This is a genomic window from Duganella guangzhouensis (assembly GCF_009674535.1).
GTDB classification, from domain to species: Bacteria; Pseudomonadota; Gammaproteobacteria; order Burkholderiales; family Burkholderiaceae_D; genus Rugamonas; species Rugamonas guangzhouensis.
Genome location: NZ_WKJK01000022.1, coordinates 87,899 through 102,565 on the forward strand (window position 1 = coordinate 87,899; position 14,667 = coordinate 102,565).

Consider the following 14,667-nt stretch of genomic DNA (forward strand, 5'->3'; position numbering starts at 1 on the left):
TCCGGCCCTGACGTCACTCCGGCGAAAGCCGGAGTCCATGCAACGCTTGCTCAGCATGGGTCCCGGCTTTCGCCGGGACGACGGTCATGGCGATTCGCACAGACAGTGGGTGATCGCCGTGAACGGCTTGTGCGCGCTGGTGATATCGGCCAGCCAGCCAAAGTCGTTGGCAATGCCGGTGGCCGCGCTTGGCGGCAGGCCGGTGCTGGCCGCAGCGCTCAGTTTCAGCTGCGCCGCCACCTGCTTCACCAGCGCCTGCGCGGCACCACCACCCAGCATCTCGACAAAGCGATCGAACTTGCTGACATCACGCTCCACATACACCACCCGATAATCGGCCGGCAGCTTGGCGCGTACCGCCGCCGATTTCAGCGCATCGCCATAGCTGCCCAGACGATCGACCAAGCCACGGTCCTTGGCTTGCGCGCCAGTCCACACCCGGCCCTGCGCCACCGCGTCGATTTTCTCCGGCGTGGTCTTGCGCGCCTGCGCCGCCTTGCCGGTGAACTCGGCGTAGATATGATTGATGCTGCCCTGGATTACCTGGCCAAAGCGCGGGTCCAGTGGGCGCAGCGGATTGCCGGCGTCGCCCAGCCAGGTGGTCGGCTGGCCGGCGGTGTGGATACCCAGCTTGTCGATCACCTTGTCGGCGGTCGGCAGAATCGCAAACACGCCGATCGAACCGGTGATGGTGTTCGGCTCCGCGATCACCTCATCCGACGACATCGAAATCCAGTAGCCGCCGGAAGCCGCCACATTCCCCATCGAGACCACCACCGGCTTGCCGGCCGCGCGCGTCAGCTCCAGCTCACGACGGATCAGTTCCGACGCAAACGCGCTGCCGCCAGGCGAATCGATGCGCAGCACCACCGCCTTGATGCTATCGTCCTCGCGCGCCATGCGGATCAGCTTCGAGGTCGAATCGCCACCGATCGAACCCGGACCGGCGGTGCCGTCGCTGATTTCGCCCTGCGCCACGATCACGCCAACCGCGTCGCCGGTCAGCTTGTGCGGCACGCGCGGCAGATAATCATCGTACGCGATCTGGCGGAAGCTCTTGCCTTCGCTATCCAGCGTACCGCGCTTGATCAGCATCGCGCGCAGTTCATCCTTGGTTTTCAGGCCGTCCACCAGCTTGGTCGACAGCGACAGTTTGGCCAGATCGCCATTCACCGCCGCCACCTGGGTCGGCAGATCATTGATGTTCTTCATGATCTGACCTTCCGGCAGCTTGCGGGCTTTTTCCACGTTGCTGGTGTACGAAGCCCACAGCGCGTTATACAGATACGACTCGGCCTCCTGCGCCGCCGGCGACGGACCGTTGGCGATGTAAGGCTCGGCGAAGCTCTTGTAGGTGCCGACCCGCAGCAGGTTGACCGTCACGCCCAGCTTGTCCAGCGCGTCGCGGTAGTAATTGCGGTAGCGGCCAAAGCCCTCCAGCATCACCATGCCCATCGGATGCAGATACACCTCGTTGGCGTGCGCCGCCAGCAGATACTGACGCTGGTCGTAGCTGGAACCCCAGGCCACCACCGGCTTGCCGGCGGCCTTGAAGCGATCGATGGCGCTGGCCACTTCACGCAGCGACGCCTGGCCGGCGCCTTGCAATTCGTCGGTCAGCAGCACTGCGCCGCCAATGTCCGGGTCTTTGGCGGCGTGGTCCAGCACCGCCAGCACGTCGCGCAGCTGGATCATCTTGTGCACTTCGGCGCCGCGCGCGTTGGCCAGCAACGCGTCGGTGGCGTTGACGCTGGACTGCTCGACCAACTGCCCTTTCAGCTCCAGCACCAGCGTGGTCTTGGGCTGCAGCGGCTTGGCGCCACCGCCGAAGATCGCATACAGCAGGATCAGCACCAGCGCCAGAAAGATCAGATTCAGAACCGTCCGGCGGCTGGCGTCCAGCGCTCGCCAGAAAAACACGAAACCGTGACGGATATAACTCAAGGGTGATTGGCTCATCAACACTCCGTTCATTAAGGATTTTGCAATGATGATACTGCTAACACTGTTTTTTTGAAATCAGTAACAGGCCGGCAAACACCAGCGCGCCGTTCAGGATCAGCAGCTCCAGGCCGATACGGTAGCTACCAAATAGCGATTGCTGATTAAAATCAACAACATAGCACAGCACCGGGCCGGCCAGCGCCACCCACGGCACCCAGCGGTCGCGCAGTGAACGGCGGGTCAGGATACCGAAGGCGAACAAGCCCAGCAATGGCCCATAGGTATAACCCGTCAACTTCAGCACCAGCCCGACCATGCTGGGGTTGTCCAGCCATTTGAACATCAGCACCAGCGCCAGGAAGATCGCGCAGAAGCCGAGGTGCACCCGATGGCGCAACCGCTTTTGCGTCGCCTCGTCCATGCCGCGCCGCTGCACGCCGAGGATGTCGATGCTGAAGCTGGCGGTCAGCGCGGTCATGGCGCCATCGGCGCTGGGGAACAAGGCCGACACCAGGCCAATGAAGAAAATCAGCTGCAGCGCGGCCGGCATGTGCTGCATCACCACCGCCGGGAAGATCTTGTCGCCGGTCGCCGTAATGCCGACCGTGGGGGCGTACAGGTACAGCAGCCCGCCAAGGTACATGAACAGCACCAGTACAGCGGTCAGTACAGCGGTGGTCAGCAGCATATTCTTTTGAGCGTCGCGCAGCGTACGCACCGAGATATTCTTCTGCATGGTCTCCTGGTCCATGCCGGTCATGGCCAGCACGATGAAGAAGCCGGCGGCCAGTTGCTTCCAGAAGTTGGCCGGACTGTCGATGGAGGTCGTCACTACCCGCGTCAGGCCGTGTGTCTGCAGTTGGGCGATGCTGTCCAGCGGGCTGACATTCAAGGCGTGCAGCAGCCAGCCGGCGCAGATCACCAGACCGAGCACCATGCCGGTGGTTTGCAGCGTGTCGGTCCAGACGATGGTTTTGACGCCGCCCTCGTAGGTGTATAGCAGGATCATGGCGAGAATCACGCTGGTGGTCAGCCAGAACGGCACGCCCATGCTATCGAGGATGGTGATCTGCAGGATATTCACCACCAGGTACAGCCGCCCCGAGGCGCTCATCAGGCGCGAGATGATGAAAAAGGCGGCCCCGCTCTGATAGGAGCGCGGGCCGAGGCGCTGTTCCAGATAGGTGTAGATGGAGGTCAGCTTGAGGCGGTAGTACAGCGGCAGCAGGATGAAGGTGACGGCGATATAGCCCAGCACATAGCCGAAGATCACCTGCAGATAGCCGAAGCCGTCGCGCCCCACCGCGCCGGGCACGCTGACGAAGGTGACGCCACTCAGCGTGGTGCCGACCATGCCGAAGGCGACCAGCATCCAGTTGCTGCTCTTGTTACCGATGTAGAAGCTGTCGTTGTTGGCGTTGCGCGAGGTGCGCCAGGCCACCAGCAGCAACAGCGCGAAATAAGCGAAGATCAGGCTAAAAAGGGAGACTGCGGACATAAGGCTTATTCTGTGATGATCGGGATGGTCTGAATGGCCCAGGCACCGCCATCGCGGCGCTGCGGGCTGGGCACCACGCAGGCGGTGCGGCCGGTGAATTCGCTGGCGACGCGGGCTTCGTCGATGCGCCAGCCACGCTGTTCCAGCTCGCGAATCTTCTGGCGGAACGCGATCTGCAACGCGTCCGACTTGACCGAGACTTCCTCCTGCCACGAATCCGGCACCCGCTCGGGGCGCACCTTGCTGAGGATGACGTGATCCTGCTTGAAGATTTTGAGGTTGCTGGCCGCCACCCGCTTGTCGAACAATGCGGAACGCAGAAAGGTGCGGCCCATCATCCACCAGGTGCGGGTGCGTTGGCCATCGACCGGCGTGTGGGCCGAGACGATGTGGATTTTCCAGCCGTTGGCCGGCGCCACTTCCAGAATCGCGCACGGGCCGGACAGATGAAAGCCCGGCCGCGTGGCCACCGCCACATGCTCGCCGGTCGGGCGCCGCAACAGCCCTTTACGCACCGGGCGCCGCATGGTCATCAGCGCGCTGCCGCCCCATTCCGAACGTTCGACCTCGAAGCTCGCCATTTCCGGATGATCGGGATCGCCAAAGGTGTCGCCGTGGACGAACGGCGCATGAGCGAAATCGAGACCGTTTTCCATCACGCGGTCCCAGCTCGCATCCCAGTCGAAGTGGCCGGCGACCACGCGCACGTTCGGATCATCAACCCAGTCCAGTTGCGGCAATGGCGGCCGCTCGGCTTCCGGCAGATCGCCCAGGAAGGCCCAGATCCAGCCATAGCGCTCGATGGTCGGATAAGCATCCACCCGCGCCTTGGCCGGGATCCGCAAATCCGGCTGCGCCGGAATGTGATTGCAGACGCCATCCGCGCCGAAGCGCCAGCCATGATACGGGCACTGCACACTGCCACCGACCTTGGCGCCGGCCGACAACGCGCCGCCGCGATGCACGCAAATATCCGACAACAGCCGCGCCACCCCACCCTCATCGCGAAACGCCACGAAGTGCTGTCCCAACAACTGCACCGGCTGCAAGCCATCCCTCAACTGCGCCGACGGCAGCACCACATACCAAAGATTAGTCAGCATGACACGAGCCCGGTCTCCAAAACGAGCCAGATTCTAACGTAGAATGGCTCGGATCGAGCTATCGGGAAATAAACTGATCCGTCCAATCAGACTCCTGGCTCGCATACCAGAAAATCCTCACGTGGCATGAACTGACATCAAATGGACACTGATTGACCGTGGCCACTGGTAAGGCTAGTATCAAGTCGTACTTACCTTGGTGTCAAAACACACCCGGCTACCATCGGTACTTCAACAGTACCTTTACTAAAAGGGCGCATTTTCAAATGCGCCCTTTTTCCATCCGGCGGAGGCAAACGATGAAAAGCGTCGCGGTTTTTCTTGATGCAGGCTATTTCTGGGTGCAACTCTGCAAGGTCGTTCTGGGTACGTACAATTTTCGAACTGAAGTCAGCATCGATCATGAAGCACTGCGCAAAATCATGTTGGCAGAGGTGGAAAAGCAATTCGGCGTAGGCTGTCATTTTCTACGAGTTTATTGGTATGACGGGCCTGGGCCTAGCGGAAAAACCTCAGAGCACCGCGCAATTGAGTTGTTAGATGACTTCAAACTTCGGCTCGGCACACGCAACAGCATAGGCGCTCAGAAAGGCGTGGATGGGTTGATCGTTGCAGATCTGATTGGCCTAACACAGTTGCGCGCTATCACACACGCCTTGTTGATGACAGGCGACTCCGACATCACTCCAGGCGTGGTAGCGGCACAGAACATGGGACTGCGCGTGCATTTGCTATCGTTGGGCTCGCCTGCTGCAACATCCCCATATCTCGCAGCGGAAGCTGACTCCAAGCATTCTTGGTGTCAAAAAGAAACCTCGCAGTTTGCGAAAGCGGCAAGACAGGTAAGCCCATCTTTAGGCGATGCATCAACCGCTCTTGGTACACAGGTGATTACAAAAGAGATGTTCGAGGCCCTCGCAACCGCAGGAAAAAGACAGATTATGGCCGGACTGGAAAGAGACCAGCTAAGCTTGCCGTCAATATCAAATCTCCGACTGCTACCTAAAGAAGTTGATTCGATTTTACTTACGGCCGCTCGAAAATCACTCGGCCGCTCACTGACAGATCCCGAGAAACGTGCGCTGCGCGAGGCGTTCAAGCGGCTGCTATAGTGGCGACATGAATTCCGAAAAACTCGCCCTGCTCACTATCCGCGAAATGCCCTATGGGAAGTACAAGGGCCGCAAAATTGCCGATTTGCCGGGCCACTATCTGGGCTGGTTCGCGCGCGAAGGCTTTCCTTCCGGCGAACTCGGCGCGCTGATCGCGCTGATGTACGAGATCGATCACAACAATCTGCGCGCCCTGCTCGCCCCGTTGAGGCCAGCCCATCGGCAACAGTGACATCCTGACACCGAAATCCGTGTATAAATACGGTATTGCATTGTTTAGGAGAATGTCATGGCCGCGCACCCGCATGCCTGCACCTGCTTCATCATCCCGCCCAAGATGCTGCGCAAGCTGGCTGAAGAGACAGCAGACCGAAGCGAACGCCACTGCCTGCTAGATCAGGCCGAGACATCCGCGCATTTGCGGGGCCAGCGTTCGGTCGCGCCCATCGCCTTGGGCATCACCGCCGGCGCTACGGGCGAGAAGAACCGAACCATCTACGATGCCCAGAGCAAGTCCACCTTGCCCGGCAAGCTGGTGCGCAACGAAGGCAGCCAGCCGGTCACCGACGTCGCAGTCAATCAGGCCTACGACGGCGCCGGTGCCACCTACGATTTCTATCGCGAAGTGCTGAAGCGCAATTCCATCGACGGCAAGGGCTTGCGACTGGACTCGACCGTGCACTATCAGAACAAGTTCAACAACGCGTTCTGGAACGGCCAGCAGATGGTCTACGGCGATGGCGACGGCAAGCTGTTCCTCGGCTTCACCGGCGCGCTGGACGTGATCGCCCATGAACTGACCCACGGCGTCACCCAATACGCGGTGCCGGGCGGCCTGGTGTATCAGGACCAGAGCGGCGCGCTCAACGAATCGATCTCGGACGTGTTCGGCAGCGTGGTCAAGCAGTGGACGCTGAAACAAAGCGTCGAGCAGGCCGATTGGCTGATCGGCGCCGGCATCATGGCGCCCACGGTCGGCAAGGCGCTGCGCTCGATGGCTGATCCGGGCAATCAGGCGCTCACCTGGTCGGGCGACGATCAACCGAAAACTATGGCAGGATATGTCGAAGGCGGCGATGTGCACACCAATTCCGGCATCCCCAACCATGCTTTTTACGCGGCCGCGATCGCGCTCAAGGGCAATTCCTGGGACAAGGCCGCGCCGATCTGGTACAAGGCGCTGTCGCTGCTGACGCCGAACGCCACTTTTGCCGACATGGCCAAGGCAACTGCGCAAGCGGCCTCGCTGCTGTATGGCGCCGACTCGGACGAGCAGCATGCCGTGCAGGCGGCTTGGAAAGTGGTCGGCGTTGTTTAGGAAAGCATTATGCGCCTGACTCTGACATGCACCGGCGGCTTCGCCGGACCGGCCGGCGCGCAAACGCGCACGGTCGATCTGGCTCAACTGCCGCAGGAACAAGCCAGCCAGCTGGAACAGCTGCTGCACGCCAGCGATTTCTTTGCGCTGCCACCCAAGCTCATCAAGGAAGCCCCCAAGTCCTGGGATTTTCAGTACGACTTGAAGGTGGATGGCGACGGCCAGGCGCACTGCGTGCGCTATCACCTGGATGAAGCCTCGCCGTCGCTGAAACAGCTGACGGAAAAGCTTAACGAGGAAGTGGATCCGGACTGATCTTCAGCTCCGGATAGCCGGTGCGCGCATCATGCTCGCGCGTGAAGCGATGCGCCGGCAATAGCGCCAGCAGCAGTTCCGCTGTAGTGCGCACGATGCAGCCGGCCGCCACATGTCCGCCCAGCACCCGCCCCTGCGCATCCGACACTGACATGTGCAGATGCGCGCCATCGGCCGACACCGAGCCGGCCAGCGTCAATATCTCCAGATCGCCCTGCAGCACGGTCGGCTGCGGCAACCCGGCATAACGCAGCTGCGCCACACTCAGGCTGCCGATGCCCTGCAACACAAAGCCAGCCTGCTGACCGCTATCCAGCAAGGCCGCCACCACCGCCACGCGCAGATCGTCGCCCGGACTCAGCCGCAGCGGCAGCGTGATCATCAGCCCACCAGACGCGCGAACTCGCCGCTGTCGATCAGCTTTTGCAGATCGGTGGCGCCGCCGATCAGCGTGCCGTTGACGAACACCAGCGGGAAAGTCGACCAGCCGCTCCACAACTTCAGCGCCAGGCGCGGGCGCCATTGCGAGAAGTAGTTGCCGTAGCCGAGATACTTGTACGGCGTACCCTGCGCATCGAGAATCTTGCGCGCCTTGGCCGGGAATGGATTCAGTCCCATGCCGACCACCACCACCTTGTTGGCGGCAATGGCGGCTTCCACCTCGGCCACCAGATCGGTGTGATAGTTGCTGATCTGCGCCAGGGCGGCGGGATGGATGCGGGCGGGGTCGAGCAGCTTGCGGGTCATGTATGCCTTATAGGTTGAGTTTGGAAATCTTGGTGCCTTCCAGGTTCAGGTTGGCCATCAAGCCGGCGTTGGTCAGCACGAATGCCTGAACTGGATTGTTCGCGGTGGAAGTATCGATTTCGCCGTTGGCGCCGACCTTGATCAGCGCCACCGAGCCATCGACGCCGGCAGTCCAGCCTTTGCCGCTGCGGAATTTATCCAGCGCTTCGCGGCTCATGAACAGCAACACCACCGCCTTCGACTGGGCGCCAGCCTGGAAGCCGACCGACAGCGACGCCACGCTATAGTAATCGACAGTCTGGCCGCCGGTGCGCAGCACGCCCTTGCCATATTCGCCGCCCACCACCAGGCCGGCCGCCACCACGTTCGGGAACACCAGCACGCCATTGGCCTTGTGCACCAGTTCGCGCGAACCCGGAACTTCCTTGTACAGCCGCTCCAGCGTGGTGTAGGCGCCCTGCTCGATCTCGGTCTTGACGGCGGCGGCACTCGGTTTGGCGGCGTTGGTGGTGGTGGTGCAACCGCTCAGCGCGAGGCCGGCACAGGCCAGCGTCATGGCGGCAAAGGTACGTTTTAGCATGGAATTCTCCCGTGAGTGGATCAAACAGACCATTCTGTCACCACGTAACATAGCACGCCATCTCTCTTCCGTATCACACTGCTCACCGGCCGTTCGGGAAGGACAGACGCTTGCCTTCGCGCAGCATGGCAGCGAACTCGGCGGCCGGCACCGGCTGGCTGAACAGATAGCCCTGCAGCTGATCGCAACCCAGCTCGCGCAGGAACGCCATCTGCTCTGCCGTCTCCACACCCTCCGCCACGATTTCCTGGCGCAACTGCTGGGCCATGGTGACGATGGCGCGCGCGATCGCGCAATCGTTCTCTTCATACGGCAGGCCGATCACGAACGAACGGTCGATCTTCAGCGTGCTGATCGGGAATTTCTTCAGGTAGGCCAGGCTGGAATAGCCGGTGCCAAAGTCATCCAGCGCCAGCGCCATGCCCATCGCCACCAGCTGATTCATGATGGCGATCACCTTGTCGGTGCCGCGCACCAGCAGGCTTTCGGTGATTTCCAGGTTAATCTGGTCCGGCTGCACGTGGTGCCGCTCCAGCACCTCGGCCACGCGCTGCGGCAAGCCGCTGTCGAACTGGCGCGCCGACAAATTGACCGCGATCGGCGGCATGATCAGATTGGCATCGCGCCATTCGCTGACCTGGCGGCAAGCTTCCTCCAGCACCCAGGCGCCGAGATCGAGGATCAACCCAGTCTCCTCCGCCACCGGAATGAACACGCCCGGCGACACCAGCCCGCGCACCGGATGTTTCCAGCGCAGCAGCGCCTCGGCGCCGACAATGCGGCCGCTGCGCAGGCTGACTTTAGGTTGGTAATACAGCTGCAACTGGTTGTTCACCAGCGCGTGGCGCAACTCGCTTTCCATGCGCAGATGCTCCTTGGCGCGCTGATTCATCTCCTCGCTGTAGAACAGGAAATTGGATTCGATGCTTTGCGCCGCCTTGGCCAGCGCCACGTCGGCAAAGCGGATCAGCGTCGACACATCGGCGCCGTCGTCGTTGTACAGCGTGATGCCAATGTGCGCCCCCACCTGCAGACTGTGCGCGGCAATCGCGATCGGCGCCGCCAGCGTGGCCAGCAGTTTCTTGGCGACGATGCCGGCATGTTCGCGCTTTTCCACCTGCAGCAGCGCGATTGCGAAACGATGACCGTCCAACCGCGCCAGCACATCGCCCTCGCGCAGCGCGCCACGGAACATGCGGCCGATTTCGCAGAACAGCTGGTTGCCAATCTCATGCCCCAGCGTGTCGCTGATGGCGCCGATGCGGGTAATCTCCACCACCAGCACCGCGCCATGCTCGCCGGAGCGCTTGGTTTCGGTGATGGCCTGGCCGACCAGCTGGCTCAGCTGGAACAGATTCGGCAGCCCGGTCAGCGGATCGTAATTGGCCAGACGCTGCATGCGCGCCTCGGCATCCTTGTGCACGCTGATGTCGGAGAACAGCGAAAAAGTATGGCTGATTTTGCCGCTTGGGTCGCGCACCGCGCTGATGGTCACCGATTGCGGGAACAGTTCGCCGTTCTTGCGGCGGCCGATGATCTCGCCGCGCCAGGCACCGCCGCCCAGCATGGCCGCGCGCACCTTGGCGCGGAAATCGGCGTCGTGGGCGCCGGAGCGCAGCAGATCGGGCGTCTGGCCGATCGACTCGGCCGGCGTGTAGCCGGTGATGCGGGTGAACGAGGAATTGATGGAGACGATGCGTTCATGCGCATCGGTAATCAGCACGCCCTGCTCGCTATCCTCGATGATGCGGGCGTGCAGATTGACCTTGTCCAGATCCGACAACGCCTGGTTGGCCGCCGACACCCGCACCAGCATGCCGACTGGATCGCCGCCATCGTCGTGGCGCAGTTCGATGTCCAGATGGACCCAGATGATGTCGCCATTCTTGCGGCGCCGGCGCACCTCGGTGCGGGCCGCCTGCTCGCCGGGCTGGTGCTCGAAGAACAGCTCGGCGATATTGCCGTCATCATCATCCTCGGCGTACAGGAACAGCACATGCTGCCCCGCCACTTCCTGCGCGCTGTAGCCGAACATGCTCTCCGCGCCAGCGCTCCAGGCGGTCACGTAGCCGGCCAGGTCCAGTTCCAGCGTGGCGTCCGACGACACCGAAGGCAGCGGCGGCATATCGGCCGGCTTGATGGCGGCGCGTGCCTCAAGCAACGCCTCATCCAGCGCGGCCAGCGTCTGCGCCAGCGCCTCGCCCTGCTCGGTGCGGGCTTGCCGGCTCAGCGCAAGGCAGCGCTCGATTACGTCAAGCATGGGGATTGCCTGCTTTGCCGGCCACCACGTCCTGCATCCACAGCCAGGCGTCGATGGCGATACGGTTGAAGATAGCGCTGTCCAGTTGCGCCGCCTGCAGACAGCCGGCCAGGCACTCATAATCCTCCTGCTCGGCGGATTCCACCACGCACAGCAACTGGCCCATCTCGCCGGCGTGCGACAGCAACGCCTGCTGCACCGACTCGCTGACCGCCAGCGGCTTCAGCACATCTTCCAGCGGCATACCGAACAGCACGCCCAGCAACGAGAACATGCCGACCATGAAGGCTTGCTCCTGATGATGCTTGTCCTCGCCCACCGCCTTGGACAGCAACTCCATCGAACGCGCCCGCACCGCCACCCGCGCCAGCAGCATGGCCGAGCGCTGGTCGTTTTCGCGCGACGAGAACAGCATCAGGTTGAGCCAGCGTCGCAGCTGCGAACGGCCGAGAATCAAGATGGCTTGGGAAAAACTGGTGACACGGCGGCCGGTGCCCATGCCAAGCGAATTCACCAGCCGCAGCAGGTGATACGACAGCGTCGGGTCCTGGCGCAGCAGCGCTTCGATTTCGTGGGTGTCGGCATCGGCCGCGACCAGCTGCACCAGTTGCAGCGCCAGTGCGCGCGAGGCGGCCTGGTTGCCGACCGGTTTGGAGGGCGGCGCCATGAACCAGCCGCCTTCAATCCAGTTGACGCCGGGCGGTAAATCCTTGGGCAATTGCAGGTCGGCGCGCTGCACCTTGTCTTCCGGCAGCGCCTTCCAGCCAGCCTGTTGCAACGCATCGTTGATGACCGCGCTGGCGCCGGCGCGGTAGTAGCAAGGCATGCCGCCGCCGGCCAATTCTTCAAGCAGATTCATCGGCAATGCCGGCGCCGTGGCCGGCAAGCGCGCGGCGTCGAACAACAAAGCTGCCGGGCTGCCGTTGCGGTCAGCCAGGGCATGTACAAACACGGGTGGCGTAACAGTCGATGCAGTCATTGGAGTTCCAGCGAGACACTAACAGTATCCCGCTATGGTACTCCGAAACTATTGGCCTTGGTCAACATTATGATGCGGCAGATGGCTCAGCAAACGCTCGAACAAGCCGGGCTGGCGCATGCGGTCGATCCACCAGTTAAGCGCGGCGCCATTCTCGCCGCTGCGCCAGGCCAGATAGAAGGTCTCGGCCGGCTTGGGCTCCTCCACCTGCTTCTCCACCAGCAAGCCAGCGGCGATGGCGGCGCGCGCGCACGGCTCGGGCAGGAAGCCAAAGCCCATGCCGGCCAGCTGGTACTGGTACTTGGTCTTCATGTCGGGCACGGTCAGCGTGTCCTGACCCAGCAACAGGCCGACCGTGCGCGGCGCCATCTGGCGCGCGGAATCAGCCACGCTGATGGCGCGATGATGTTGCAGATGGGTGCGGCTCAGCTTGTCCTGAACAGCGGCCAGCGGATGCGAGGGCGCCACAGCGAATACAAACTTGATCTTGCCGATCGCTTCGGAAACATAGCCACCGCCGGCCGGGCCATCGCCGGCCGCGCCCACCAGCAGATCGACGCGGCGGTCCAGCAAGGCTTCCCAGGTGCCGGACAGCGCTTCCTGCACGATGCGCAGCCGGGTCTGCTTGGCGACGTCGTAGAAGGCCGGCACGTCATCATGGAACAGGCAGGCCGAAAACATCGAATCCATGCCGACCGCCAGTTCGGTCTCCCAGCCGGAGGCGACGCGGCGCACCCGGTGTTCCAGATCCAGCGCCGCTTTCAGCAGGTAACGGCCCTCTTTCAGCAGCTCGGCGCCGGCGGCGGTCAGTTCGACGCGCGGGCCATTGCGTTCGAACACTTGCACCCCCAAATCATCCTCCAGCTTGCTGACGGTATAGGAAATGGTTGAAGGCACGCGGTGCAATTCCTTGCCGGCGGCGGAGAAGGAACCGCGCCGGTCAATGGCGTCCACGATTTGCAGGGCTTCCAGGCTAAGTCTGAGCATTCGAATTTTTCGATAATAGAGGGGTAATTTTTCCGTTTTTTTATTTGGAATCAGGGGTCTACAATGTGATTCATGGATGCGGCGATAGCGAAGCAAACCTTCAAAATTATCGCACATTAACTAACAAGAAATGGAGCTCATCATGTTGCAAGTACGTCATTCCGATTCCCGCGGCAAAGCCAACCACGGCTGGCTGGATTCCAAACACAGCTTCTCGTTTGGCCACTACCACGATCCCGAACACGTCGGCTTCGGTCCCCTGCTGGTGATCAATGAAGACCAGGTACAAGGCGGCCAGGGCTTCGGCACCCACGGTCACCGCGACATGGAAATCATCTCCTATGTGCTGAGCGGCGCGCTGGAGCACAAAGACAGCATGGGTACCGGCTCGGTGCTGCACTACGGCGACGTCCAGCGCATGAGCGCCGGCACCGGCGTGCGTCACAGCGAGTTCAACGGCGACCGCAATGAAAAGGTGCATTTCCTGCAAATCTGGATTCAGCCTAACCAGGTTGGCATTCCACCTAGCTACGAGGAGAAAAACTTCTCGCCGGAAAGCAAAAAAGGCAAACTGGCGCTGATCGCCTCGAATGACGGCCGCAACGGTTCGGTGCTGATCCACCAGAATGCGGCACTGTACGCCTCCATCATGACCGAAGGCGACAGCCTGAAGCATGAGCTGCAACCTGGCCGTTTGGGCTATGTCCATCTGATCCGGGGTGCGGTAACCGCCAACGGCGTACACCTGAAAGCCGGCGATGCACTGAAAATCAGCGATGAAACGCTGATTACGCTGGAACAGGCGGAAGATGCCGAACTGCTGGTGTTCGACCTGCCACAGCACTAAGCGCAGTGGAGCGGAAAGGGCTAGAGTCTGGCCCAAAATAAATTTCCGCCAGTTTTGGTATCATGAAGGGCGCGCCGGGTCTGTTGGAACAGCCCGGCGCGCCTTTTTTACCTTGATATGAATAGAATAAAGAGCAAAACCATGTCGCAGAGCGCAGAAATCCCGTCCCCCGACGAATTGAACTACGTCACCTCCTGCGCCCTGCCAACGCCCTGGGCCCAGTTCACTTTGCACGCTTTTGTCGAGAAAGCAACCGGCAAGGAGCATCTGGCCATGGTGCTGGGTGATATCGGCAACGGCGAGCCGGTGCTGGCGCGCGTGCACTCGGAGTGCCTGACCGGCGACGTGCTGTATTCGCAGCGCTGCGACTGCGGCGCCCAGCTGGAAGGCGCGCTGAAGAAGGTGGCCGACGAAGGCCGTGGCGTGGTGCTGTATCTGCGCCAGGAAGGCCGCGGCATCGGCCTGATCAACAAGATCCGTGCCTACCGCCTGCAGGAAGCCGGCGCCGACACGGTGCAGGCCAACGAACAACTGGGCTTCAAGGCCGACCAGCGCAGCTACGGGCTGGTGAAACCGATGCTGGCGCAATTCGGCGTGACAAGCTTACGCCTGATGACCAATAATCCGCGTAAGATCGATGCCATGACCAAACTGGGGATTGAGGTGGCCGAGCGGGTTCCGCTGCTGGTCAACCGCAATGCCTTCAATCAGCATTATCTGGATACCAAGGCCGCCAAGCTGGGCCACATGATGACGCCGCTGACCCCGGCGCCGGTGGAGGATGGCGCGCTGTAACAACTTAAGGACTGCATGAACGTCGCCAAGCTCGCAAGCACGCTATTGATTACCTGGGCCGCCGCCAGCAGCGCGGCACAGGCCGCATCCACCACCCCCACTGCCGCCGCCAGCAAGGCTGCCGCGACGGCGCCTGCCACCCCGGCCGCCGCCGCGCCCGCAGGCGCCCAATCCACCCAACC

Annotated in this window: 15 protein-coding genes; 6 read left to right on the forward strand and 9 right to left on the reverse strand. The window is 61.9% G+C overall.

Annotated elements, in window-relative coordinates; translation table 11 throughout:
* Nucleotides 1–84: 84 nt before the first annotated feature.
* From sppA to GJ699_RS29360, 3 genes are read right to left on the reverse strand one after another with little or no spacing between them, the layout of a single operon-like run.
* On the reverse strand, nucleotides 85–1,959 hold the full coding sequence (sppA, locus tag GJ699_RS29350) for a signal peptide peptidase SppA (RefSeq protein ID WP_154382975.1): 1,875 nt from the start codon (nucleotides 1,957–1,959) through the stop codon (nucleotides 85–87).
* 40 nt (nucleotides 1,960–1,999) lie between these two features.
* A complete protein-coding gene (locus GJ699_RS29355; RefSeq protein ID WP_154382976.1) occupies nucleotides 2,000–3,442 on the reverse strand; it encodes a sodium:solute symporter in 1,443 nt (480 codons plus the stop codon).
* A 5-nt stretch (nucleotides 3,443–3,447) separates the two neighbouring features.
* The gene (locus GJ699_RS29360; RefSeq protein WP_154382977.1) at nucleotides 3,448–4,545 is read right to left on the reverse strand and encodes an aromatic ring-hydroxylating dioxygenase subunit alpha; all 1,098 of its coding nucleotides are present in this window, start codon (nucleotides 4,543–4,545) and stop codon (nucleotides 3,448–3,450) included.
* 299 nt (nucleotides 4,546–4,844) lie between these two features.
* Here GJ699_RS29360 and GJ699_RS29365 point away from each other — a divergent pair, with 299 nt between their 5' ends.
* Genes GJ699_RS29365 through GJ699_RS29380 form a run of 4 tightly spaced genes read left to right on the forward strand, consistent with a single transcriptional unit; the run spans nucleotide 4,845 to nucleotide 7,290 of the window.
* The gene (locus GJ699_RS29365) at nucleotides 4,845–5,657 is read left to right on the forward strand and encodes an NYN domain-containing protein (protein WP_195763678.1); all 813 of its coding nucleotides are present in this window, start codon (nucleotides 4,845–4,847) and stop codon (nucleotides 5,655–5,657) included.
* A gap of 7 nt (nucleotides 5,658–5,664) precedes the next feature.
* Complete coding sequence (locus tag GJ699_RS29370) at nucleotides 5,665–5,889, forward strand: DUF3820 family protein (RefSeq protein WP_154382979.1); 225 nt, start codon at nucleotides 5,665–5,667, stop codon at nucleotides 5,887–5,889.
* Nucleotides 5,890–5,946: 57 nt separating this feature from the next.
* Nucleotides 5,947–6,975: a M4 family metallopeptidase gene (locus GJ699_RS29375; RefSeq protein ID WP_154382980.1), complete on the forward strand. Its 1,029-nt coding sequence runs from the start codon at nucleotides 5,947–5,949 to the stop codon at nucleotides 6,973–6,975.
* 9 nt (nucleotides 6,976–6,984) lie between these two features.
* Nucleotides 6,985–7,290 carry a protealysin inhibitor emfourin gene (locus tag GJ699_RS29380; RefSeq protein WP_154382981.1) on the forward strand — a complete coding sequence of 102 codons (306 nt, stop codon included), beginning with the start codon at nucleotides 6,985–6,987 and terminating at the stop codon, nucleotides 7,288–7,290.
* On the opposite strand, the gene GJ699_RS29385 is transcribed toward GJ699_RS29380, so the two are convergent.
* The 6 genes from GJ699_RS29385 to GJ699_RS29410 form a co-directional block, all read right to left on the reverse strand.
* Nucleotides 7,265–7,672: a PPC domain-containing DNA-binding protein gene (locus tag GJ699_RS29385; RefSeq protein WP_154382982.1), complete on the reverse strand. Its 408-nt coding sequence runs from the start codon at nucleotides 7,670–7,672 to the stop codon at nucleotides 7,265–7,267. The genes GJ699_RS29380 and GJ699_RS29385 overlap by 26 nt on opposite strands.
* On the reverse strand, nucleotides 7,672–8,037 hold the full coding sequence (locus GJ699_RS29390) for a glutaredoxin (protein ID WP_154382983.1): 366 nt from the start codon (nucleotides 8,035–8,037) through the stop codon (nucleotides 7,672–7,674). The genes GJ699_RS29385 and GJ699_RS29390 overlap by 1 nt, the downstream gene beginning before the upstream one ends.
* A gap of 7 nt (nucleotides 8,038–8,044) precedes the next feature.
* Nucleotides 8,045–8,617 (reverse strand): BPSL1445 family SYLF domain-containing lipoprotein, encoded by a 573-nt coding sequence (locus GJ699_RS29395; protein ID WP_154382984.1) that lies wholly within the window; start codon nucleotides 8,615–8,617, stop codon nucleotides 8,045–8,047.
* 82 nt (nucleotides 8,618–8,699) lie between these two features.
* Nucleotides 8,700–10,877 carry a putative bifunctional diguanylate cyclase/phosphodiesterase gene (locus GJ699_RS29400; RefSeq protein ID WP_154382985.1) on the reverse strand — a complete coding sequence of 726 codons (2,178 nt, stop codon included), beginning with the start codon at nucleotides 10,875–10,877 and terminating at the stop codon, nucleotides 8,700–8,702.
* Complete coding sequence (locus GJ699_RS29405) at nucleotides 10,870–11,856, reverse strand: EAL and HDOD domain-containing protein (protein ID WP_154382986.1); 987 nt, start codon at nucleotides 11,854–11,856, stop codon at nucleotides 10,870–10,872. The genes GJ699_RS29400 and GJ699_RS29405 overlap by 8 nt, the downstream gene beginning before the upstream one ends.
* A 48-nt stretch (nucleotides 11,857–11,904) precedes the next feature.
* Nucleotides 11,905–12,843, reverse strand: coding sequence for a LysR family transcriptional regulator (locus GJ699_RS29410; protein ID WP_154382987.1), 939 nt, complete (start codon nucleotides 12,841–12,843; stop codon nucleotides 11,905–11,907).
* Nucleotides 12,844–12,985: 142 nt separating this feature from the next.
* Here GJ699_RS29410 and GJ699_RS29415 point away from each other — a divergent pair, with 142 nt between their 5' ends.
* Nucleotides 12,986–13,690 carry a pirin family protein gene (locus tag GJ699_RS29415; RefSeq protein WP_154382988.1) on the forward strand — a complete coding sequence of 235 codons (705 nt, stop codon included), beginning with the start codon at nucleotides 12,986–12,988 and terminating at the stop codon, nucleotides 13,688–13,690.
* A 141-nt stretch (nucleotides 13,691–13,831) separates the two neighbouring features.
* The gene (ribA, locus tag GJ699_RS29420; protein ID WP_154382989.1) at nucleotides 13,832–14,485 is read left to right on the forward strand and encodes a GTP cyclohydrolase II; all 654 of its coding nucleotides are present in this window, start codon (nucleotides 13,832–13,834) and stop codon (nucleotides 14,483–14,485) included.
* Nucleotides 14,486–14,667 lie beyond the last annotated feature (182 nt).

Bases quoted from the DNA above. Each gene is read 5' to 3' on its own strand.
- GJ699_RS29355 (WP_154382976.1), bottom strand. From the start codon at position 3,442: ATGTCCGCAGTCTCCCTTTTTAGCCTGATCTTCGCTTATTTCGCGCTG.
- GJ699_RS29360 (WP_154382977.1), bottom strand. From the start codon at position 4,545: ATGCTGACTAATCTTTGGTATGTGGTGCTGCCGTCGGCGCAGTTGAGG.
- GJ699_RS29395 (WP_154382984.1), bottom strand. From the start codon at position 8,617: ATGCTAAAACGTACCTTTGCCGCCATGACGCTGGCCTGTGCCGGCCTC.
- GJ699_RS29410 (WP_154382987.1), bottom strand. From the start codon at position 12,843: ATGCTCAGACTTAGCCTGGAAGCCCTGCAAATCGTGGACGCCATTGAC.
- ribA (WP_154382989.1), top strand. From the start codon at position 13,832: ATGTCGCAGAGCGCAGAAATCCCGTCCCCCGACGAATTGAACTACGTC.
- GJ699_RS29390 (WP_154382983.1), bottom strand. From the start codon at position 8,037: ATGACCCGCAAGCTGCTCGACCCCGCCCGCATCCATCCCGCCGCCCTG.
- GJ699_RS29370 (WP_154382979.1), top strand. From the start codon at position 5,665: ATGAATTCCGAAAAACTCGCCCTGCTCACTATCCGCGAAATGCCCTAT.
- GJ699_RS29385 (WP_154382982.1), bottom strand. From the start codon at position 7,672: ATGATCACGCTGCCGCTGCGGCTGAGTCCGGGCGACGATCTGCGCGTG.
- GJ699_RS29415 (WP_154382988.1), top strand. From the start codon at position 12,986: ATGTTGCAAGTACGTCATTCCGATTCCCGCGGCAAAGCCAACCACGGC.
- GJ699_RS29365 (WP_195763678.1), top strand. From the start codon at position 4,845: ATGAAAAGCGTCGCGGTTTTTCTTGATGCAGGCTATTTCTGGGTGCAA.
- sppA (WP_154382975.1), bottom strand. From the start codon at position 1,959: ATGAGCCAATCACCCTTGAGTTATATCCGTCACGGTTTCGTGTTTTTC.
- GJ699_RS29380 (WP_154382981.1), top strand. From the start codon at position 6,985: ATGCGCCTGACTCTGACATGCACCGGCGGCTTCGCCGGACCGGCCGGC.
- GJ699_RS29400 (WP_154382985.1), bottom strand. From the start codon at position 10,877: ATGCTTGACGTAATCGAGCGCTGCCTTGCGCTGAGCCGGCAAGCCCGC.
- GJ699_RS29405 (WP_154382986.1), bottom strand. From the start codon at position 11,856: ATGACTGCATCGACTGTTACGCCACCCGTGTTTGTACATGCCCTGGCT.
- GJ699_RS29375 (WP_154382980.1), top strand. From the start codon at position 5,947: ATGGCCGCGCACCCGCATGCCTGCACCTGCTTCATCATCCCGCCCAAG.